The sequence below is a fragment of the Azospirillum sp. BE72 genome (assembly GCF_031455875.1).
Taxonomy (GTDB): domain Bacteria; phylum Pseudomonadota; class Alphaproteobacteria; order Azospirillales; family Azospirillaceae; genus Azospirillum.
This window is the reverse complement of the sequence record NZ_JAVDTO010000002.1, coordinates 421,020-441,936: the sequence shown is the minus strand read 5'-3', so window position 1 is coordinate 441,936 and position 20,917 is coordinate 421,020. Positions and strand designations below refer to the sequence as shown.

Sequence of the window (20,917 nt, the reverse complement as noted above, 5' to 3'; positions counted from 1 at the left end):
TCTAAACCAGGATGGCATAGTGCGCGCGACTGTGAACTCGCACTTGCAAACTGTTTCCTGGTGGATGGCACTCATGGACGCCCTGCGCGCCTTTGTCGGCCGGCTTTCGATTTCCACGAAAGTCACGGTGTTGAACCTCTTCGGCATGCTGATCCTCAGCACGGCGATTCTGTTCGCGATCGGGCAGGTGATCGTCCGTGACCTGGAACGGCAGGCTATCGAGATGCAGCGTCTCAGCATGGACATCGCTTGGTCATCGCTGAACGAGCGTGGCGGCAGCTTCACCGTCGCCGATGGCAAGCTGCTGCTCGACGGTGTCGTCATGAACGACAACAACGTCGTGGTCGACAAGATCAAGCGCATCACCGGGGGGACCGCGACCCTGTTCCTGGGCGATCGCCGAATTGCCACCAACGTGATGAACGCCGACGGCAGCCGCGCCGTCGGCACAACGCTGGCCCAGGGTCCCGCCTACGAATCGGTGCTGCGCCAGGGCTCCCCCTTCCGCGGCATGGTCGATATTCTCGGCGAGCCCTATTACGCCGCCTATGACCCGATCAAGGACAAGGCCGGCAAGCCGGTCGGCATCCTCTATGTCGGCATCAAGAAGGCGGAGGTGTTCAAGACCTTCGACGACAGCATGCGCTTCGCGACGATGCTGGTCGTGCTGTGCGCCGTCGTGCTTGCGGTGCCGGGATATCTGGTGTCGCGTCGGCTGCTGCGTCCGCTGGGCCAGCTCAGCCGGGTGATGACGGCGCTGTCCTCCGGGGATTTGACCGCCGAGGTGGCGGGTGCGAAGCGGCTGGACGAGATCGGCGCGATGTCGCGCTCCGTCCTGGTCTTCCGCGATGGCATGGCCGAGGCGGAGCGGCTGCGCGCCGAGCAGGAACATCAGCGGGTCCAGGGAGAGGCGCAAAAGCGCAAGGCCCTGCAGTCGATGGCCGATACGGTGGAGCAGGAAAGCCGCGGCGCGGTGGAGCGTGTCGCCGCGCGCACCCAGGAGATGGACCGCAACGCCGGTGCCATGGCGAATTCGGCAGGGTTGGTCGGCTCCAACGCCCAGAACGTCGCCGCCGCCGCGGCCCAGGCCCTCAGCAACGCCCAGGCGGTCGCATCGGCCGCGGCGCAGTTGACGGTCTCGATCGAGGAGATCGGAAATCAGGTCGGCCACGCCGCCAGCGTCACCCGTGCCGCCGTGGCCGCCAGCGACCAGACCGAGAGCACCATCGAATCGCTGTCCTCCGCCGTCGGCCGCATCGGCGACGTGGCGGAACTGATCCAGGGGATCGCCGCCCAGACCAACCTGCTGGCGCTCAACGCGACCATCGAGGCGGCGCGGGCAGGGGAGGCGGGAAAGGGCTTCGCCGTCGTCGCCAACGAGGTGAAGAATCTGGCCAACCAGACCTCGCGTTCCACCGAGGAAATCTCTCGCCTGATCACGGAGATCCAGTCCGTTACCGCCCGCAGCGTGGAGGAGGTGCGCAACATCAGCCGCACCATCGGCGAGATCGACGCCATCTCCGGCACGGTTGCCGCGGCGGTCGAACAGCAGGCGTCCGCAACCCAGGAAATCTCGCGCAATGTCGGCCAGACCGCCAGCGCCGCCACAGACGTGTCGACCCGCATCGACGAGGTGTCGCGCGAGGCAAAGGTGACGGAGGAGCGCGCCGACCTGCTGCGGGCCGGCGCATCGGAGGTCACCCACAGCATCGACGAGTTGATGCATGTGCTGGTTCGGGCGGTGCGCACGGCGACGGAGGATGTCGACCGCCGGAGCCTGCCGCGTTACCGGGTCGATGCCCCCTGCACGGTGGAGGCGCCGGAAGGCCGTCTGACCGTGCGACTGCTGGACATCTCCCGCCACGGCGCCGCGCTGGCCGAGGCCGAGGCCATCGGCAGCCGCGGCACGCTGCTGTTCGACAGCCTGGGCGTGGCGCTGCCCTTCGAAGCCTTCACCCGTGAGGAGGGGGTGGTGCGTGTCCGCTTCCGGCTTGCCGAGATCGACCGGCAGTCCTTCGACGCGCGCTTCGACCGCTTCGAGGAAGCGATGGCGGGGCGGCGTCTGGCTGCCTGACGTCCGGCTGGCTGAGCGGTGGCGCATGGACCGCCAAAGAGGTCACCACGGGGGCGGTCCCGAACGGTGAGGCCGGGGCTCAGACCCCGGCGCGCCGGGTTGCCGCGGCGTGCATGTGCGGCGGGGTCATGCCGGACCGTGCCTGTTCCAGGGCGCCCTGCTGCCGTGCGGCGAAGACGCCGGCTTCCGTCCGGTTGCGGAAGTGGAGCTTCGACAGCACACTGCGCACCATCGACTTGATCACCGCCTCCGACAGGTCCAGCGCGTTGGCGATGGTCCGGTTGTTCATGCCTTCTCCCAGCAGGCGTAGGGTCTCGAATTCCGGGTCGGACAGTCGCGGCAGCAGCGTCAGGCGAATTTCGTCCACGCCCAGCCGCGACAGGAACTGCTTGGGCATCAGGCAATGCCCTTCCAGACCGAGATCCAGAAGTTCGTTGATGCGGTCTACGTTCAGATCCTCGAACACCCAGGCATCGGCGAAGGCCAGGATATGGGCGGCGTCCAGCAACTCGCGCGAGGACAGCACCACGACGATCCGCGACCGACGGGACAGCCGGAGATAGACCATCGGTTCGTTCTCGCGAAGCGCGGTGAACTGCTGCAGGCCGATCAGGATCGCATCCGGCGTCAGCGCGCTCTGGGTCAGCTCCCCGATGTCGTGCAGAACCGTCACGCGGTGGCGTCCGCCGCGGTCCAGTTGCTGCACCACGGTCTCGGTCAGCGCGTTGTTGTCGAGGATCAGGCAGACATGCATGGGAGTCACCGCGTTGCGGGTCTGGTGAGATGCTTTCTCATTGGCGTACTCATGGTGTGTGTGCATGGGTCAGCTCTGTCTGGAGGAGGCATCCACGGCCGGCCCGGCTCGGGGCGTCGCCGCCTGCGTCTAAGGGTTGAAACGGAGTCCGGCCGGTTGGCCCAGGCACGTCTTCGGTCAAGATCAAAGCGGTTATGGGAAATTTCCCTGCCAAGTATTTCTGCATTGTCCGCAATCCGACGGTCATTCCCGCGAGGGAAATCCTGATCGCACCGCGTGATTTAGAAATGAACTGAGCTCGGCGTAAATCAGGCGATGGATGATCAGCCAAGATCGCTTTTCGTCTCCTTGTTGGTCGCCTCAGGTTTCGAAACGGTAACACCTATGGAATGATGTGTGCTGGCCGGGTCACACGGGAATGCGCGTTGGTACAGGCATCCTTCAGGATTACCCGATCGGTTTGGTGGCGATTTTCCTTCCTCTATTGCGCAGTCGAATGTGTGTTAACCGATTGCCTGTCAAACGAACGCCGCAAAGATGGCAAGGTTCCAGAAAAATTCCCGTCGCTAATGGAGACAACAGATCTCATTTCGAATAATCCCAATAGGGACAAGTGAATCGGATGAGCCTGCGCGATAACGACATTCGCGGCCGCAGCAGACTCTATGACCTTCGTCGGAAGCGTTGCTTTGGCCGGCCATGACCTATGGCCCCTCGAATGGGGGTGGCAGCCTCCAATGACCTATGGCCCTTGTCCGGATACAGAGGCTCTTCCGATCGTGGTATCAGATACCCAACACAGCGAAAACAAGCCAACAACGGCAGACGGCCTTCCGGCCGACACCGGTAAGAGGCCGCAAGCACGATCGACCACCAAGTCGGCGACGTGGTGTGAATGGGGTGATCCGGGTGCCGCGGGGGCGCATCGGACAAAATCGACAACAGCCCGGGCGTGAGCCGGCCTTCACCGGCCGGGCCGGGGCCGGCGAGCGAGGATGACGGGGACCATGAAGATTCTGATCGGGGATGACCATCTGCTGTTCCGTGAAGGCCTGCGGCGGTTGCTCGAGCAGTTGCAGGGTGATGCCAGCTTCGTCGAGGCCGGGACCTTCGACGAGGTGTTGGACCAGTGCCGCGCGGGCAGCACCTTCGACATCATCCTGATGGACCTGCACATGCCGAACTGGCCGGGTTTTGACGGACTGCGCGAAATCCAGGCGCTGCAGCCGGGCGTGCCGGTGGTGGTGATTTCCGCATCGGAAGCGCTGGGTGACATCCGCGGCGCGCTCGACCATGGCGCGACCGGATACATCCCGAAGTCGAGCAGCGTGAAGGTCATGATGGGCGCCCTGAACCTCGTGTTCTCGGGCGGCATCTATTTGCCGCCGGGCGCGCTTACCGCCAGCATGGACTCCGCGCCGCGCCGCCGCACGGTGGAGGTCGCCGACCGCAGCGCCGGCTACGGACTGACCCAGCGCCAGCGCGAAGTGCTGGAATGCCTGCGCCTCGGCAAGTCGAACAAGCAGATCGCTTATGAACTGGGTCTGTCGGAAGGCACCGTGAAGATTCACGTCACCGCGATCTTCAAGTCGCTGGGCGTCAAGAATCGGACCCAGGCGGTCATCGCCGCTGCCGCCATGTCGGCGTAAGAACAAGGTCGGCTTAAGGAATCGGACGGCTACTGCCGATCCGGAGGACAATACGGGTTGCGGAACCGGGCCGCGGGGGATCGCCTCCGCGGCCCGTATTTCTTTCGGCATTCAAGTCTTCTCCCCCTTGCGGGAGAGGGAGGCTCTTGACCCGACGGGTTGCCCGATGCTATCCGCCCCTCTTGATCTTGCAGAGCCATCCGTCCGGGTAACCGGTCGGCAACGCTCCGCTCGACCCGCGCCGCCATCCGGGCCGTGCGCGAAGCCGCCACCGCAAGGACGCCACCGCAGCGCCATGAGCGATATTTTCCGCGAAGTCGACGAGGATCTGCGCCGGGACCGCGCGGAGCACCTTTTCAAGAAGTATGGCGGCGCCATGATCGCCGCCGTCGTCCTGATCGTCGCTGGCACCGGCGGCTACAGCTTCTGGCGCCACTGGCAGGCGCAGAAGAAGGAAGAGCAGACCGCCGCCCTGGTCACCGCCATCGCGCAGAGCGCGCAGGGGCCGGAGAAGGGGGTGGAGGCGCTGGCCGCCTTCGCCGGATCCGCCAACCCCAGCCTCGCCGCCATCGCCCAATTCAATGCCGCGGCCCTGATGATCCGCCAGGGCAAGCCGGCGGAGGCCGCGACCGTCTATGACGGCATCGCCGGCAACGGCTCCGTTCCAGCCGAGTACCGCGACCTCGCCACCCTGATGGCGGTGATGCAGCGCACGGACGGCGGCGACCCGGCGCAGCTGACCGCGAAGCTGCAGCCGCTGACCGCAGACGGCAGCCCGTGGCGCTTCACGGCGCGCGAACTGACGGCGGTGCTGGCGGTGCGCGCCGGCGACACGGAAAAGGCCCGCACGCTCTTCAAGCAACTGGCGGACGATCAACAGGCGCCATCGGGCGTGCGCAGCCGCGCCGCCGATCTCGCCTCCCTCTACGGCAAGGGCTGACCCAAGGCCATGACGACCCAACAGGCGATTCTCCGCAAGACGGCGGGCACCAAGTCCCGCAACATTCGCCGCACAGCGCTGCTGTCCGCGTCGCTGCTCGCCGTGTTCCTCGGCGGGTGCGACACGCTTGACAGCTGGATGGGCAAGACGCCCGATCCGCCGCTGCCCGGCAAGCGCGTCGCCGTCCTGCAGCGCGAGCGTAAGGTGGAGCCGGACGCGCAGCTTGCCGCCGTGGCCGTCACCGTGCCGCCGGCGGTCGCCAACGCCGTCTGGTCGCAGCCGGGCGGCACGCCGGACCATGTGCTGGGCAATCTCGCCCTGTCGGCCAACCCGTCCGACGCCTGGCGCGCCGACATCGGTTCCGGTTCCAGCAGTTCGCGCGCACTGCTCGGCACGCCGGTGATTGGTGATGGGCGACTCTTCGCCATGGACGCTGATTCGCATGTCTCCGCCCTGAACGAGCGCAGCGGCCAGTCGCTGTGGCGCGTCGACACCCGGCCGGAGAACGAGCGCGGCGGCGCCACCGGCGGCGGCGTCGCCTATGCCGATGGCCGCGTCTATGCCGCTACCGGCTTTGCGGAAGTGCTGTCGCTCGATGCCGGCAGCGGCAAGGTTCTGTGGCGCAAACGCATTGCCGGCCCGGTTCGCGGCGCCCCGACCGTCGCCGGCGGCCGGGTGATGGTCATCACGCTCGACAACCAGACCATCGCGCTGTCCACCGACGACGGTTCGGTCCAATGGTCTCACCAGGGCATCCTGGAGACCGCCGGCCTGCTCGGCGCCGCCAGCCCGGCGATCACCGGGACGCTGGTCGTCGCCCCCTATTCCTCGGGCGAGCTGTTCGGGCTGCGCCCGGAAAACGGCCGCGTCGCCTGGCAGGACAGCCTGGCCGCCATCCGCCGCACCGGCGCGCTCAGCAATCTGGCCGACATCCGCGGCCTGCCGGTGGTCGACCGCGGTGTCGTGTATGCCATCGGACATTCCGGCCGCATGGTCGCCATCGACGAGCGCATCGGCGCCCGCATCTGGGAAACGGAGATCGGCGGCGTCAACACCCCCTGGCTGGCCGGCGACTATCTGTTCACCGTCACCAACGACCAGGAGGTCGTCGCGGTGGCGCGCCAGAACGGCAAGGTCCGCTGGGTGGCGCCGCTCGCCCGCTTCAAGGATCCCGAGGACAAGACCGGCCCGATCGTCTGGTCCGGCCCGGTGATGGCGGGCAACCGCCTGTGGGTCGCCGGCTCGAACGGCCAGCTGCTGGGCCTGTCGCCCTCGGACGGCAAGGTGGAGGTGACGCGGTCGCTGCCCACCGGTTCCTACTTGTCTCCGATCGTTGCCAACAACACTCTTTATGTGCTGTGCGACAACGGAACGCTCGTCGCGTTCCGCTGATCGCAGATTTCCTTCGTCTGTTGTGAAAGGCCTTTGGCCCCATGTCGTTCACCGTGGTCCTCGTCGGTCGGCCGAATGTCGGCAAATCGACTCTCTTCAACCGTCTGGCCGGCAAGAAGCTGGCCCTGGTGGACGATACGCCGGGCGTCACCCGTGACTGGCGCTCGGCCCCGGCCCATGTCGGCGGCCTGTCCTTCACGGTGGTCGATACCGCCGGCCTGGAGGATGTGACCGACGACAGCCTGGAGGCGCGCATGCGCCGCCAGACCGAGCAGGCGCTTGCCCGCGCCGATGTCGCGTTGTTCATCATCGACGCCCGCGCCGGCATCACGCCGCTGGACCGCCATTTCGCCAACCTGCTGCGCCGGGGTAAGACCCCGGTCCTGCTGGTCGCCAACAAGACCGAGGGTAAGGCCAGCCAGCCCGGCATGTTCGAGTCCTACGAACTTGGCCTGGGCGATCCGATTCCGCTCTCCGCCGAGCATGGCGAGGGCATGGCCGACCTGGTCGAGGCGCTGCTTCCCTACGCCCCGCCCGACGACGGGGGAGAGGCGGAGGAGGCCGATGACGGCTTCGACCCCAGCATCCCCATCGGCGACCAGCCGGAGCCGGAGGAGGATCGCAGCAAGCCGATCCAGATCGCCATCGTCGGCCGCCCCAATGTCGGCAAATCGACCCTGCTGAACAGCCTGCTCGGCGAAGAGCGCGTGCTGACCGGCCCGGAGGCCGGCATGACCCGCGACGCCATCGCCGTCGATTGGGAATGGCGTGACCGCCGCTTCAAGCTGGTCGACACCGCCGGCATGCGCCGTCGCGCCCGCGTCGACGAGAAGGTCGAGAAGCTGGCGGTCGCCGACAGCCTGCGCGTCATCCGCATGGCGAATGTCGTGGTGCTGGTGGTCGATGCCGGCGCCATCCTGGACAAGCAGGACCTGACCATCGCCCGTCTGGTGATCTCCGAAGGCCGCGCCCTGGTGATCGCCATCAACAAGTGGGACGCGGTGGACGACCGCGCCATGGCGTTGCGTCAGGTCGAGGACAAACTGGAGGCGACGCTCGGCTACATCAAGGGCGTGAAGGTCGTCACCATCTCGGCGCTGAAGGGCCACAAGCTCGACACGCTGCTGGACGGGGTGCTGGAAACCTACACCGTCTGGAACCGCCGCATCCCGACCGCGCAGCTGAACCGCTGGATCGAGGGCGTCCTGGAGCATCATCCGCCACCCCTGGTGGAAGGCCGCCGGGTCAAGATCCGCTACGTCACCCAGGTGAAGACCCGCCCGCCGACCTTCGCCCTGTTCGTCAACAAGCCGTTGGACTTGCCGGAAAGCTACCAGCGCTATCTGACCACCCACCTGCGCGAGAGCTTCGACATGCCCGGCGTGCCGGTGCGGCTGCTGCTGCGCAAGGGCAAGAATCCGTACGCGGAGGATTGAGCGGGGGAGGGGTATCGGCTGACGGTGCCCCCATCCTCCCCATGCTTTGCATGGGTCCCCTCCTTCCCCCGCTTCGCAAGGGAAGGCGATCTTCTCCATAAGGCACGTGATCCCCTCCCCCGCCCAGCGGGGGAGGGTTAGGGTGGGGGTCTAACTCCGCATGGCATCATCTGACGGCGGCTCCCACCCCTCCGGCGCCATCCTGAATCCGGTGAACTCGAAGGCCGGTGCCACGGTGCAGCTCACCAGTGACCAGTCGCCGAGGCTTCGCGCCGCCTGCCACGCGCCGACCTGTACCACCGCCTGCGGCCGCTCGCCGCCTTCGATGTCCATGCCCAGCCGGCAGCGCTCGACCGCACCGCCTTCCTCATAGACCGACAGCTCCAGCGGTGCCCCGCCATGCCAGAGCCAGATCTCCACGGCATCCACCGTATGCCAGTGCGACCGCTCCCCAGCCCGCAGTAGAAAGTAGATCGCGGTGACCGCCCCGCGCCGGCCATCCGCCGGCGCCCGGTAGGTCTCGGCGTAGCAGCCGCCTTCCGGATGCGGCTGCAGACCCAGCAACTCGATCATCCGCTCGGCGGTCATTGCGTGGCCGGTCATCGGACGCTCCGCGCCGCCATGCCGAGCCCCTCGCGCAGTTCCGGCATCAGAACTGCTCCCAGCATGGCGATCACCGGCAGCACGGCATAGTCGCCGCGCGCCGCCGCGTCGATCAGGTCGCGGGTGCTGTGCAGTTCGATCCGCATGTCTTCGAGGTCGCCGTTGTCAGGCTCCGCCACCTTGCGGGCGCCCTTGGCGTGGAACATGTGGCAGGTGCTGCCCTTCGAGTTGGCTCCGACCACGAAACCGCCCAGCGCCGTCCAATCGTCGGCGGCATAGCCGGTCTCCTCCAGCAGCTCGCGCCTGGCGGCGGCCAGCGGGTCCTCGCCGGGGTCGATGGCGCCGGCCGGGAAGGTCAGGCTGACGCGCCGGGCACCATGCTTGTAGGTGCGCAGCATCACCACCCGGCCATCCGCGGTCTCGACATACATCAGCGCGAAGTCAGGCTGGTCGAGTTGATAGAAATTCTCGACCGTCCGCCCGTCCGGCAACTGGACGGTCTCCGCCCGCACCTTCAGATAGGGGCTGGCGTCCAGCAGGTCGCGGCTGCCCAGCACCTCCCAAGGCTTCTGTTCGTCGCTCATGCGGCGTTTCCATAGGGAGGCTGAGTGTAGCCGGCGGGGGAAAGCGTGAAGATCTCGCAGCCATCCTCGGTGATGCCGATCTGGTGCTCGAACTGCGCCGACAGCGAGCGGTCGCGTGTGACCGTGGTCCAGCCGTCGGACAGGATCTTCACCTCGTGCCGGCCGGCGTTGATCATCGGCTCTACCGTGAAGACCATGCCGGGGCGCAGCTCCACGCCGGTGCCGGGCTTGCCGAAATGGTCCACATGCGGCGCGTCGTGGAAGACCTGCCCGATGCCGTGCCCGCCGAAGTCGCGGACGACGGAACAGCGCGCAGCTTCCGCCATGGTCTGGATGGCATGGCCGATGTCGCCCAGATGGTTGCCGGGCTTGGCCTGGGCGATGCCGGCCATCATGCAGCGATAGGTCAGGTCGACCAGCTTGCGCGCCTTGACGCCGATCTTCTCGCCGACGAAGTACATGCGGCTGCTGTCGCCATACCAGCCGTCCAGGATCACGGTGACGTCGATGTTGACGATGTCGCCTTCGACAAGCTTCTTGTCGTCGCTGGGGATGCCATGGTTGACGATATGGTTGGGCGAGATGCAGCTGCAGGCCGGATAGCCATGATAGCCGAGCGTCGCCGGAATGCCGCCCCGGTCGCGCTGGAACTCCTCGATCAGCTTGTCGAGCCGGCCGGTGCTGACGCCCGGCACCACGAAGGGCGTAATGTAATCCAGCGTCTCGGCGGCCAGCCGACCGGCCTTCCGCAGCGCCGCAAAGCCTTCCGGGCCATGCAGGACGATTCGCTTGCCTTCCTTGTCCATCAGACCGTCATCCGTCACGTAAATCCTCTTTTCCTCTTCGAAACCCTTCTCCCGCCCCGGGGAGATGGACCTGCTTAAAACCGCGCAACAAGCTATCATGCCCCCGGTCTGAAAAAAGCCCCTGCATTCCACCCCTGCAAGCGTAGGATTCGGCGGAACGGCTTGCTATATGTGGCGGGCCTTATCCCCATCGGACTACCAGACCTTTGGCGAAGCCCACCACCCGATATGTCTGCCAAGCTTGCGGCGCCTCCTTCCCCAAATGGGCGGGCAAGTGCGACGGCTGCGGCGAATGGAACAGCCTCGTCGAAGAGGCCGCACCCGACAGTGCGCCGAAGGGGCTCGGGCCGGCTCGTGGACGCCGCATCGACTTCGTCGGCCTGCACGGCTCCAGCGAGGCGCCGCCCCGCCGCATGACCGGCATCGCCGAATTCGACCGCGTCTGCGGCGGCGGACTGGTCCCCGGCTCGGCCATCCTGATCGGCGGCGACCCCGGCATCGGCAAATCGACCCTTCTGCTCCAGGCGATGGCCCGGCTGTCGCAGGACCACCGCTGCGCCTATGTCTCGGGCGAGGAGGCGGTCGATCAGGTCCGCCTGCGCGCCCAGCGCCTGGGCTGTGCATCGGCTCCGGTGGATCTGGCCTCGGCCACCAGTGTGCGCGACATCGTCGCTTCGCTGGACGACGCCAAGGGTCCGGAGGTGATCGTCATCGATTCGATCCAGACCATGTATATGGACAATCTGGACAGCGCACCGGGCACCGTCGCCCAGGTCCGCGCCAGCGCGCAGGAGCTGATCCGGGTCGCCAAGCGGCGCGGCGTCGTCCTGCTGCTGGTCGGCCACGTCACCAAGGAAGGCATGATCGCCGGTCCCCGCGTGCTGGAGCACATGGTGGACACCGTCCTCTATTTCGAAGGCGAGCGCGGTCATCAGTTCCGCATCCTGCGCGCGGTGAAGAACCGCTTCGGCCCGACCGACGAGATCGGCGTGTTCGAGATGGGCGACGGCGGGCTGGGCGAGGTCGCCAACCCGTCCGCCCTGTTCCTGGCCGAGCGCCGCGGCGACGTGTCGGGGGCCGCCGTCTTCGCCGGGATGGAGGGCACCCGCCCCGTCCTGGTCGAGGTGCAGGCCCTGGTCGCCCCGTCGCCGCTCGGCACGCCGCGCCGCGCGGTGGTCGGCTGGGACTCGGCCCGCCTTGCCATGGTGCTGGCGGTGCTGGAGGCGCGTTGCGGCGTTCAGATCGGCGCCAACGACGTCTATCTGAATGTGGCCGGCGGACTGCGCATCACCGAACCGGCCGCCGATCTCGCGGTGGCCGCCGCACTCGTGTCGTCGCTGACCGGGGAGCCGGTTCCGGCCGACGCCGTGGTGTTCGGCGAGATCGGCCTGTCCGGCGAGGTCCGCGCCGTCGGCCAGAGCGACACGAGGCTGAAGGAGGCGGCGAAGCTCGGCTTCACCTCCGCCATCTTCCCGGCGCGGCGCACCGGCAAGAAGGGCAGCCGCGGCGACAACGGCTTGAAGACCGTGGAACTCCAGCAGCTGGGCGAGCTGATGCCGCTGTTCCAGTCGCAGGGTTCCACCGGCAGGCCGCCTTCACGACGCGGCCATGACGACAACGACACGCGCCGCTGGCGCGACGACGAATTCATCTGACGCCACCCCTCGATCGGCATTTCAATTATCGGCACAGGGCAATGGACAACCTTCCCGTCAATCCGGTGGACATCGTCGTCATCGCCGTCCTGCTTCTGTCGGCGCTGCTCGCCTTCAGCCGCGGCATGGTGGCCGAAGTGGTGTCGGTCGCCGCCTGGGCCGGCGCTGCGGTGATCACGCTCTACGCGCTGCCCCATGTCCTTCCCTACGCGCAGATCTATATCCGGTTCGAGATGCTGGCCTACGCCGCTTCCGCGGTCGGGGTGTTCATCATCGCGCTGATCGTGCTGTCGCTGCTGGGCCGCAGCCTGTCGCGCGGGGTGCAGGCCTCGGCCCTGTCGGCGCTGGACCGCACGCTGGGATTCGTCTTCGGTCTGGTGAAGGGCGGGGTGCTGGTATCGATCGCCTACCTGTTCTTCCTGTGGCTGGTGCCAAACCCGGCCGAACAGCCGGTCTGGCTGCAGGGGGCGAAGACCCGTCCCTTCCTGGCGATGGGGGCGGAGACGCTCTACGGCTTCGTTCCGGAGAACCTGCGCAGGGAAGGGCTCGGCCAGATGGACATGGCGCGCGACCGCGCACGTCAGGCGATGGAAGCCAAGCAGGCGCTCGACCGCCTGTCGACGCCGGTACCCAGCCCCGCGAAGACCGGGGGTGCACCGGCACCCGATACCGGTTATAAGGACCGCGACCGCGCCGACCTTGAAAGGCTGATGCAGAACAACGCCCGCTGAGCTTGACCGCTCGGTTTCGGCGCTATCGACGTTTGTGGACCGTTTTCTCGTTGCATGTGCTGACGCGCGCCGACGGCGCCTCTTGGACGAAGGACTTCTGGTGATGCTGACGACGCATCCGTTCGACGACGACAAGCTGCGCGAAGAGTGCGGCGTGTTCGGCATCTACGGCAACCCGCAGGCGGGCGCCATCACGGCGCTGGGCCTGCATGCCCTGCAGCACCGCGGGCAGGAGGCGGCGGGCATCGTCAGCTTCGACGGCGCCCGTTTCCATCTGCAGCACACGCTGGGCCTGGTCGGCGACCATTTCAGCTCCGAGGCGATCATCGCCAAGCTGAAGGGCGCCAGCGCCATCGGCCATGTGCGCTACGCCACCACCGGCGACACCTCGATCCGCAACGTCCAGCCGCTGTATGCCGATTTCGAGTTCGGCGGCTTCGCGCTGGCCCACAACGGCAACCTGACCAACGCGCAGACCCTGCGCCGCCAGCTGGTCCGCCGCGGCTGCCTGTTCCAGTCCTCCACCGACACCGAGGTGATCGTCCATCTGATGGCGACCGCTCGCGGCGGCTCGCCGGTGGATCGCCTGATCGAGGCGGTCCGGCAGGTCGAGGGCGCCTTCTCTTTGGTCGCGCTGACCTCCAAGGAGGTGATCGGCGTGCGTGACGCTCTCGGCGTCCGTCCGCTGGTGCTGGGCCGGTTGGGCGACACCCACATCCTGGCGAGCGAGACCTGCGCCTTCGACATCGTCGGTGCCGAATATGTCCGCGACGTCGAACCGGGCGAGATGATCGTCATCGATGCCAGCGGCGTCCACAGCCTGCGTCCGTTCCAGCCGCAGCAGCGCCGCCTGTGCATCTTCGAGTACATCTATTTCGCCCGTCCGGACAGCGTGATGGAGGGCACCTCCGTCTATGAGGCGCGCCAGCGCATCGGCCGTGAACTGGCCCGCGAGGCCGGTGTCCCCGCCGACGTGATCGTGCCGGTCCCCGACAGCGGCGTGCCTGCGGCGCTGGGCTATGCCCAGGAAGCCGGCGTGCCCTTCGACCTCGGCATCATCCGCAACCACTATGTCGGCCGCACCTTCATCGAGCCGACCGACCAGATCCGCCATCTGGGCGTGAAGCTGAAGCACAACGCCAACCGCGCGATGATCGAAGGCAAGCGCGTCGTGCTGGTGGACGACTCGATCGTCCGCGGCACCACGTCGAAGAAGATCGTCGAGATGGTGCGTGCCGCCGGTGCCGCCGAGGTGCACATGCGCATCTCCAGCCCGCCGACCTCGCACCCCTGCTTCTATGGCATCGACACGCCGGAGCAGGGCAAGCTGCTGGCCCACCGCATGACGGTGGAGCAGATGCGCGAGTTCATCCAGGCCGACAGCCTCGCCTTCATCTCGCTCGACGGCCTCTATCGGGCGATGGGCGAGGAGAAGCGCGATCCGGCCAACCTCGGATATTGCGACGCCTGCTTCACCGGCGACTATCCGATCCCGCTGACCGACGCGCTGGAAAATCCGCCCGTCGAGGCGAACGTCGCCGTCCGCGCTTGATTTCGCACCCTCTCCCACCTCGGGAGAGGGTTTTTCTTATGTAAACGAACAAAAACCCAGGAAACGAGTCTCCACCATGTCCCGTCTCTCCGGCCGCATCGCCCTCGTCACCGGCGCATCGCGCGGCATCGGCGCCGCCGTCGCCAAGCGCTTTGCCGCCGAAGGCGCCCATCTGGTCCTGGTCGCCCGCACCGTCGGCGGGCTGGAGGAGACCGACGACGCCATCCAGAAGATCTCCGGCCAGTCGGCGACCCTGGTGCCGATGGACCTGCGCGACTACGACAAAATCGACCAGCTCGGCCACGCGCTGTATGAGCGATTCGGCAAGCTGGACGTGGTCGTCGGCAATGCCGGCGCGCTGGAGGCGCTGGGCCCGGTCGCACAATATGATCCCAAGCTGTGGTCGCGGGTGATGGACCTGAACGTGACGGCGAACTATCGCCTGATCCGCTCGATGGATCCGCTGCTGCGCGCATCCGGTACGGGGCGCGCCATCTTCGTCACCTCGGCCGCCGCCAAGGCCCCGCAGCATTACTGGATGCCCTACGGCGCCAGCAAGGCAGCGCTGGAGATGATCGTGAAGACCTATGCGATGGAGGTGGCCAGTTCCACGGTGCGCGTCAACCTGATCGATCCGGGCGTGGTCGCGACCAAACTGCGCACCCAGGCCTTCCCCGGCGAGGATCCGAAGAAGATCACCCAGCCGGATCAGGTGACCGAGCGATTCGTGGAGCTGGCCGAGGCCGGCTGCACGAAGCACGGCGAACTGGTTCTGGCGCAGTAACCGGGCTCCGACTCGTCGTCGCATACCACCTTCCTCCCGAACCTTCCCCGTGGCCGGCAGACACCAGGCGGGGAAGGGCGGTGGAAGTGGAGCCGCGGCCTTTGAACTTGCCGCCTTTACAGGGTGAAGATCGCCAGCAGAACCAGCACCGCGATGACGCCGGCGATGCTGTACTTCATGAATTTGGTGAAGGCGATCCAGGTCGCCTGATGGGTACGTACGGTCTCTTCACTGACCGGGTTGGGACTCACGGCCGCCATATCGATCAACCCTCCAACAGTTTCTTTTGCCCGCAATTCTGACGCAGGCGTACGGAAACGCAACAGATTCCGAGCGGAACCGTCAACTATGCCGGAAGGGTAGGGGCCGGAAGAGAGAGCCCGCCTACAGAGGCGGGTTGAGAACGGTCGCCAGTTCCGGCACCGGGCCGTCGATCCGCACCAGATCGCCGTCGACACGGGCGCGTCCCTCCGCGATCAGGCGGACGGCGTGGGGATAGAGCTTGTGCTCCGCCTCCAGCACGCGGTCGGCCAGACGCTGGGCGTCATCGCCGGGCAGGACCGGAACTGCGGCCTGCGCGATGATCGGACCATCGTCCATCGCCGGACGGACATGATGGACCGTGCAGCCATGGAAACGGACGCCGGTGACCAGCGCCCGCTCATGGGTGTCCAGGCCCTTGAAGGAGGGCAGCAGAGACGGGTGGATGTTGATGAGCGCATCCTGCCAGCGCCCGACGAACCAGGGCGACAGCAACCGCATGAAGCCGGCGAGGCAGACCAGCTCGACGCCGGCCTCCCGCAGCCGGGCATCCATCGCCGCCTCGAAGGCCGGCTTGTCGCCGGGATAGTCGCGGTGGCTGACCACCGCGGTGGCGATTCCGGCCGCGGCGGCACGCTCAAGGCCGAAGGCATCGGCCTTGTTGGACAACACCAGCGCGATCTCGGCCGGGAAATCCGGCGCGGCGCAGGCGTCGATCAACGCCTGCAGATTGCTGCCGCGCCCCGAGATCAGGACGCCGAGCTTCAACTTGCTCATCTAAAATATCCTTGGGCGTCCCTTACGCGGTCCAGGCCGCGTCCATGCCGTTGACGGTCACGCGGGCGTCGCCGTCCTTCAGGGCGGTGACGGTGCCGACGGTGTAGACCGTCTCGCCGAGCTCACGCAGGATGTCGATGGCCTCGTCCGCTTTGTCGGCCGGAACCACGACGACCATGCCGAGACCGACGTTGAAGGTGCGCGCCATCTCGTACGGGGCGATGCCGCCGGTCTTCATCAGCCAGGAGAAGACGGGGGGCAGCGCCCAGGTCGAGGCGTCGAGCACGACACCCAGCCCGTCGGGCAAGACGCGCGGAATGTTCTCGATCAGGCCGCCGCCGGTGATGTGGGCCATGGCACGGACCGTGCCGGCGCGCACCGCCTTCAGCGTGCTCTTCACATAGATGCGGGTCGGCGTCAGCAGGGCCTCGCCCAGCGACTTCGACTCGTCCCACGGGCAGGCGGCGTCGTAGCCGAGCCCCGATTTCTCCACCAGCTTGCGCACCAGCGAATAGCCGTTGGAATGCACGCCGGTGGACGCGAGGCCGAGAACCACGTCGCCCGCCTGGACGGTGGAACCGGTCAGCGCGTGCTGGCGTTCCACAGCACCGACTGAGAAACCGGCGAGGTCGTAATCACCTTCGGAATACATGCCCGGCATCTCGGCGGTCTCGCCGCCGACCAGCGCACAGCCGGCCTGACGGCAGCCTTCGGCGATGCCGGCGACGATGTCGCGTCCGGCGGCCACGTCGAGCTTGCCGGTGGCGTAGTAATCCAGGAACAGCAGCGGCTCCGCGCCCTGGACCACCAGATCGTTGACGCACATGGCGACGAGGTCGATACCGACGGTGTCGTGACGGTTGGCGAGAATCGCCACCTTCAGCTTGGTGCCGACGCCGTCGGTCGTCGCGACCAGGAGCGGATCCTGGTAGCCGGCGGCGCGCAGGTCGAACAGGGCGCCGAAGCCGCCCAGCCCCGCGTCGGAGCCGGAACGCGCGGTGGAGCGGGCAAGGGGCTTGATCGCTTCGACAAGCGCGTTGCCCGCATCGATGTCCACACCGGCCTGCTTGTAGGCGTCGGACATGTTATAGGACTGGGTGCTGATGGTATCCTCGCTTGGGCTGAGCTATATACCGGGCCTTGGGCTCGGGCCGAACATACTCGAATCGGAAGGCTTTGCAATGCTCCACCGCCGCCGCGCGCCGCTCCTCGCCGGTCTTGCTGCCATGTCCACCGCTCTGGTCCTGACCATGACCGGGCCGGCGGGTGCGCAGACCGGTTCCCCGCCGCCGGCCGCCACATCTGCCGCCGCCTCTGCCGCCATGCCGTCCGCCGCCGACCCCTTCGCGGTGTCGGGCGTCCGGGTCGACATCAACGGCAGCAATCCGACCACGGTCCGTGACCAGGCCATCCGCGAGGCGCAGGCCAAGGCCTGGGCGGAGCTCTACCGCCGCCTCGTTCCCGGCGGCACCCCGCCGCGCCTGTCGGACAACGAGATCGCCAGGCTGGTCCAGGGCTTCGAGATCGATGAGGAAAAGGTGTCGGCCAGCCGCTATGTCGGCGCCATCACCGTGCGCTTCCGCCCCAATGCGGTGCGCGATGCGCTCGGCCAGAGCGGCGGCGCCACCCAGTATGTCGAGCCGCCGTCGCGTCCCTTCGTCATCCTGCCGGTGACCCTGACCGAAGGGCGCACCATCCTGTGGCAGGACCGCACCCCCTGGCGCGCAGCGTGGGAGGCGCGGCAGCCCGCCGCGTCCCTGGTGCCGCTGGTGGTGCCGGACGGCGAACTGACCGACGCCCAGGCGATCAGCGGCGAGGACGCCATCGCCGGCAATGCCGAGGCGCTGGGCCGCATTGCCCAGGCCTACAAGGCCGGTGGAGTCGTCGTCGCCCGCACCGATCTGCCGGCCAACGGACCGGATCCGGCGCGCGGCATGACGGTGGACGTCACGCGCTATGGGCTGGACGGCACGCGCGACAATCAGGTCGTGCAGGTGAAGAGCGGCAGCAGCGCCGACGACGTGCTGACCCGCGCGGTCGCCGCGGTCGGCACCCAGCTGGACGAGTCCTGGCGGCGCGAGCACACCACGGCGACCGGTCCGGAGCACAGCACCCTGGTCCGCATTCCGCTGTCGGCGGTGAACGACTGGGTGGAGACGCGCAAGCGCCTTTCCTCCGTCAATGCGGTGACCCGGACCAATCTCATGTCGATCAGCCGCAGCGAGGCGCTGATCACCATGACCCATCGCGGCGATCCCGACCAGCTGGCCCAGGCGCTTGCCCGCCAGGATCTGGGCCTTGCGCGCACGGCCGCGGCCGCTCCCGCCGCATATCCCGGTGCGCCGCTGCCGGTTCCCTCCGCCGACTGGCAGCTGACGCTGCTGCCGCGCGGGTCGGGCGCCGCGTCGGCCGGGGCCGTTCCGTCCTCCGCTTCGCCGGCAGCGTCCCCGATCCAGGCCTCGCCGATGTCGTTGGCGCCGTCTGCGCCGCTCGATGCCGGCGGCACGCTGGGCGCTCCGCCGCGCAATCTGGGAACGCTGCCGGCCAAGAGCGCGCCGTGAGCGTTCCGAACATCATCACCTTCCTGCGCATCGTGGCGGTTCCGGCCGCGATGTACATGATCCTGACCGGCAAGATGGAGTGGGCCTTCGCCCTCTTCGTCGCCGCCGGCCTGTCCGATGCGCTGGACGGCGCCATCGCCCGCATGTTCCGGGCGCGTACGGTGCTGGGCGGCTACCTCGATCCGCTGGCCGACAAGGCGCTGATCGTCGGCGTGTACGTCGCGCTGGCCTGGGTCGGGTCGATCCCGCTGTGGCTGGCGATGATGGTGATCTTCCGCGACATCATGATCATCGGCGGCGTCATCCTGCTGTTCACGCTGAAGGAGACATTGGCGATGCAGCCGCTCTATATCAGCAAGGTGAACACGGTGGTCCAGATCGCGCTTGCCGCCGCGGTGCTGGCGCCGCCGGCGCTGGGCCTGCCGGAAATCCATCTGTACGGGTGGGAGCTGGTCGATGTGCTGGTGTACGCCTGTACGGTGACCACGGTGCTGTCCGGCCTGATGTACGCGCGGCGCGGCGCCCTGCTGTTCAACCGGCTCGGCGGCGTTCCGTGACGTCGGCCAAGCAACTCCGCTTCTGGCTGATCGGGCTCGGACTGTTCGTCCTTGCGCTGTGGCTGCTGGCCGACATGCTGCTGCCCTTCGTGGTGGGGCTGGCCATCGCCTATCTGCTCGACCCGCTTGTCGACCGGCTGGAGCGGGCGCGGCTGCCGCGCTGGCTCGGCACCACGCTGGTGCTGCTGGGATTCCTGCTGGTCCTGGTGCTGATGTCGCTGCTTCTTGTGCCGTTGGTGCAGGGGCAGATCTCGCATCTGCTGGAGGTGCTGCCGACCTACGCCACCCTGGTGAAGGAGCGGCTGATCCCGGCGCTCGACCGTTTCATCCACCGGCTGCCGGCCGACGACGTGGAGCGGCTGCGCGCCGCCGCCGGCAATTATGCCGGCGAGGTGGCGGGGATGGTCGGTCGCATCGTCAGCCGGATCCTGTCCGGTGGCCTCGCAGTGTTCGACATCGTGACCCTGATGTTCATCACGCCCATCGTCGCCTTCTATCTGATGCGCGACTGGGACGTGATGGTGGGAAAGGTCGATTCGTGGCTGCCGCGCCAGCATGCCGATACCGTGCGCGAGCAGGCGCGCGAGGTGAATGTGACTCTGTCCGGCTTCGTGCGCGGGCAGGCGATGGTCTGCCTGGTGCTGGGCGTCTTCTATGCGCTGGCGCTGTCCGCGGCCGGGCTGGATTTCGGGCTGGTGATCGGCCTGATGGCGGGGATTCTGTCCTTCATTCCCTATGTCGGCAGCCTTTTCGGCTTCGTCGCCAGCACCGGGCTTGCCCTGCTGCAGTTCGACGAGCTTTGGCGGGTCGCCATCGTGGTGGGCATCTTCCTGTTCGGGCAGGCGGTGGAGGGCAATGTCCTGACGCCGAAGCTGGTCGGCGACAAGGTGGGGCTGCATGCGGTCTGGGTGATGTTCGCCCTGCTGGCCGGCGGCAGCCTGTTCGGATTCGTCGGCGTGCTGCTGGCGGTTCCGGTGGCTGCGGTGATCGGCGTGTTGACCCGCTTCGCGTTGCGACAGTATCTCTCAAGCCCGTACTACCGCGGCACCGACGCGGAACGCTGATGGGTGTGTCCGCATGAGCTTGCCGGCGCAGATACCGCTCGACCTCGGGCACCGGACGGCGATGGGCTGCGAGGACTTCCTCGTGGCGTCCAGCAATGCCGACGCGGTGGCGTGGCTCGACCGCTGGCCGTCCTGGCCGGCTCCGGCGCTGACCCTGTTCGGACCGGCCGGCTGCGGCAAGACCCATCTGTCCCAGGTCTGGCGCGCCCGCAGCCATGCCGTCATCACCAGGGGCGATATGCTCGACTCGGGTGTGGTGCCGGGGCTGCTGGCGCCCGCAAACGCCGTGGTGGTCGAGGATGCCGATGCGGTGTCCGGCAGGCCCGAGCGGGAAGAGGCGCTGTTCCACCTCTACAATCTCGCCCGCGAGCAGCAGGGCCATCTTCTGCTGCTTTCGCGCAAGGCGCCGTCGCGCTGGCGCACGCGGCTGGCCGACCTGCGGTCCCGCATCAAGGGGGCGCCGGCGGTCGAGGTTCGTCCGCCCGACGACGCGCTGCTCGCCGCCGTGCTGGTGAAGCTGTTCGCCGACCGGCAATTGCGGCCGGGGCTGGAGGTCATCACCTATCTGCTGGCACGGATGGAGCGGTCGCTCGACTTCGCCCGCCGGCTGGTCGCGGCACTGGACCACGCATCGCTCGCGGCCCATCGCGGGGTGACCGTGCCGCTGGCGCGCGAGGTCCTTTCGGAACTGCAACAGACGGAACCACAACGATCCGGTTCCAAAACGACCCGCTGAG

Annotated in this window: 20 protein-coding genes; 13 read left to right on the top strand and 7 right to left on the bottom strand. The window is 67.4% G+C overall.

Annotation, left to right across the window (positions count from 1 at the left end):
• Positions 1-73 precede the first annotated feature (73 nt).
• A complete protein-coding gene (locus J2Y49_RS08180; protein WP_310113935.1) occupies positions 74-2,074 on the top strand; it encodes a cache domain-containing protein in 2,001 nt (666 codons plus the stop codon).
• Positions 2,075-2,153: 79 nt separating this feature from the next.
• On the opposite strand, the gene J2Y49_RS08175 is transcribed toward J2Y49_RS08180, so the two are convergent.
• The gene (locus tag J2Y49_RS08175) at positions 2,154-2,894 is read right to left on the bottom strand and encodes a LuxR C-terminal-related transcriptional regulator (RefSeq protein WP_310113934.1); all 741 of its coding nucleotides are present in this window, start codon (positions 2,892-2,894) and stop codon (positions 2,154-2,156) included.
• Between the two features lie 941 nt (positions 2,895-3,835).
• Here J2Y49_RS08175 and J2Y49_RS08170 point away from each other — a divergent pair.
• The 4 genes from J2Y49_RS08170 (at position 3,836) to der (ending at position 8,245) form a co-directional block, all read left to right on the top strand.
• A complete protein-coding gene (locus tag J2Y49_RS08170) occupies positions 3,836-4,477 on the top strand; it encodes a response regulator transcription factor (RefSeq protein ID WP_310113933.1) in 642 nt (213 codons plus the stop codon).
• A 295-nt stretch (positions 4,478-4,772) separates the two neighbouring features.
• Entirely contained in the window at positions 4,773-5,417 is a 645-nt protein-coding gene (locus J2Y49_RS08165; protein WP_310113932.1) for a tetratricopeptide repeat protein, read from the top strand.
• Between the two features lie 9 nt (positions 5,418-5,426).
• The gene (locus J2Y49_RS08160; RefSeq protein WP_310113931.1) at positions 5,427-6,809 is read left to right on the top strand and encodes a PQQ-binding-like beta-propeller repeat protein; all 1,383 of its coding nucleotides are present in this window, start codon (positions 5,427-5,429) and stop codon (positions 6,807-6,809) included.
• A gap of 41 nt (positions 6,810-6,850) precedes the next feature.
• Positions 6,851-8,245, top strand: a complete 1,395-nt coding sequence (gene der / locus J2Y49_RS08155; protein ID WP_310113930.1) for a ribosome biogenesis GTPase Der — start codon at positions 6,851-6,853, stop codon at positions 8,243-8,245.
• A gap of 150 nt (positions 8,246-8,395) precedes the next feature.
• Here the strand turns inward: der and J2Y49_RS08150 are convergent, their stop codons facing one another.
• The 3 genes from J2Y49_RS08150 to map are packed head-to-tail and all read right to left on the bottom strand — an operon-like array spanning position 8,396 to position 10,238.
• A complete protein-coding gene (locus J2Y49_RS08150) occupies positions 8,396-8,848 on the bottom strand; it encodes a cupin domain-containing protein (protein ID WP_310113927.1) in 453 nt (150 codons plus the stop codon).
• Positions 8,845-9,432, bottom strand: a complete 588-nt coding sequence (locus J2Y49_RS08145) for an NUDIX domain-containing protein (RefSeq protein WP_310113925.1) — start codon at positions 9,430-9,432, stop codon at positions 8,845-8,847. The genes J2Y49_RS08150 and J2Y49_RS08145 overlap by 4 nt, the downstream gene beginning before the upstream one ends.
• A complete protein-coding gene (map, locus tag J2Y49_RS08140; protein ID WP_310114976.1) occupies positions 9,429-10,238 on the bottom strand; it encodes a type I methionyl aminopeptidase in 810 nt (269 codons plus the stop codon). Before map ends, J2Y49_RS08145 begins: the two co-directional genes overlap by 4 nt.
• Positions 10,239-10,444: 206 nt before the next feature.
• On the opposite strand from map, the gene radA reads away from it, so the two are divergent.
• From radA to J2Y49_RS08120, 4 genes are all read left to right on the top strand, one after another.
• Positions 10,445-11,893: a DNA repair protein RadA gene (gene radA / locus J2Y49_RS08135; protein ID WP_310113923.1), complete on the top strand. Its 1,449-nt coding sequence runs from the start codon at positions 10,445-10,447 to the stop codon at positions 11,891-11,893.
• Positions 11,894-11,934: 41 nt separating this feature from the next.
• Positions 11,935-12,624, top strand: coding sequence for a CvpA family protein (locus tag J2Y49_RS08130; protein ID WP_310113921.1), 690 nt, complete (start codon positions 11,935-11,937; stop codon positions 12,622-12,624).
• A gap of 103 nt (positions 12,625-12,727) precedes the next feature.
• The gene (gene purF, locus J2Y49_RS08125; RefSeq protein WP_310113919.1) at positions 12,728-14,176 is read left to right on the top strand and encodes an amidophosphoribosyltransferase; all 1,449 of its coding nucleotides are present in this window, start codon (positions 12,728-12,730) and stop codon (positions 14,174-14,176) included.
• 76 nt (positions 14,177-14,252) lie between these two features.
• Positions 14,253-14,960, top strand: coding sequence for an SDR family NAD(P)-dependent oxidoreductase (locus tag J2Y49_RS08120; protein WP_310113917.1), 708 nt, complete (start codon positions 14,253-14,255; stop codon positions 14,958-14,960).
• Between the two features lie 116 nt (positions 14,961-15,076).
• On the opposite strand, the gene J2Y49_RS08115 is transcribed toward J2Y49_RS08120, so the two are convergent.
• The 3 genes from J2Y49_RS08115 to purM form a co-directional block, all read right to left on the bottom strand.
• A complete protein-coding gene (locus J2Y49_RS08115) occupies positions 15,077-15,220 on the bottom strand; it encodes an aa3-type cytochrome c oxidase subunit IV (protein ID WP_014247532.1) in 144 nt (47 codons plus the stop codon).
• A 124-nt stretch (positions 15,221-15,344) separates the two neighbouring features.
• On the bottom strand, positions 15,345-15,998 hold the full coding sequence (purN, locus tag J2Y49_RS08110) for a phosphoribosylglycinamide formyltransferase (protein ID WP_310113915.1): 654 nt from the start codon (positions 15,996-15,998) through the stop codon (positions 15,345-15,347).
• Between the two features lie 22 nt (positions 15,999-16,020).
• The gene (purM, locus tag J2Y49_RS08105) at positions 16,021-17,082 is read right to left on the bottom strand and encodes a phosphoribosylformylglycinamidine cyclo-ligase (protein ID WP_310113913.1); all 1,062 of its coding nucleotides are present in this window, start codon (positions 17,080-17,082) and stop codon (positions 16,021-16,023) included.
• A 97-nt stretch (positions 17,083-17,179) separates the two neighbouring features.
• On the opposite strand from purM, the gene J2Y49_RS08100 reads away from it, so the two are divergent.
• The 4 genes from J2Y49_RS08100 to J2Y49_RS08085 are packed head-to-tail and all read left to right on the top strand — an operon-like array spanning position 17,180 to position 20,916.
• On the top strand, positions 17,180-18,559 hold the full coding sequence (locus J2Y49_RS08100; RefSeq protein ID WP_310113912.1) for a DUF2066 domain-containing protein: 1,380 nt from the start codon (positions 17,180-17,182) through the stop codon (positions 18,557-18,559).
• Positions 18,556-19,116 (top strand): CDP-alcohol phosphatidyltransferase family protein, encoded by a 561-nt coding sequence (locus J2Y49_RS08095; RefSeq protein WP_310113911.1) that lies wholly within the window; start codon positions 18,556-18,558, stop codon positions 19,114-19,116. The genes J2Y49_RS08100 and J2Y49_RS08095 overlap by 4 nt, the downstream gene beginning before the upstream one ends.
• A complete protein-coding gene (locus tag J2Y49_RS08090) occupies positions 19,113-20,180 on the top strand; it encodes an AI-2E family transporter (protein WP_310113910.1) in 1,068 nt (355 codons plus the stop codon). The genes J2Y49_RS08095 and J2Y49_RS08090 overlap by 4 nt, the downstream gene beginning before the upstream one ends.
• Positions 20,181-20,193: 13 nt before the next feature.
• Positions 20,194-20,916: an HdaA/DnaA family protein gene (locus tag J2Y49_RS08085; RefSeq protein WP_310113907.1), complete on the top strand. Its 723-nt coding sequence runs from the start codon at positions 20,194-20,196 to the stop codon at positions 20,914-20,916.
• Position 20,917 lies beyond the last annotated feature (1 nt).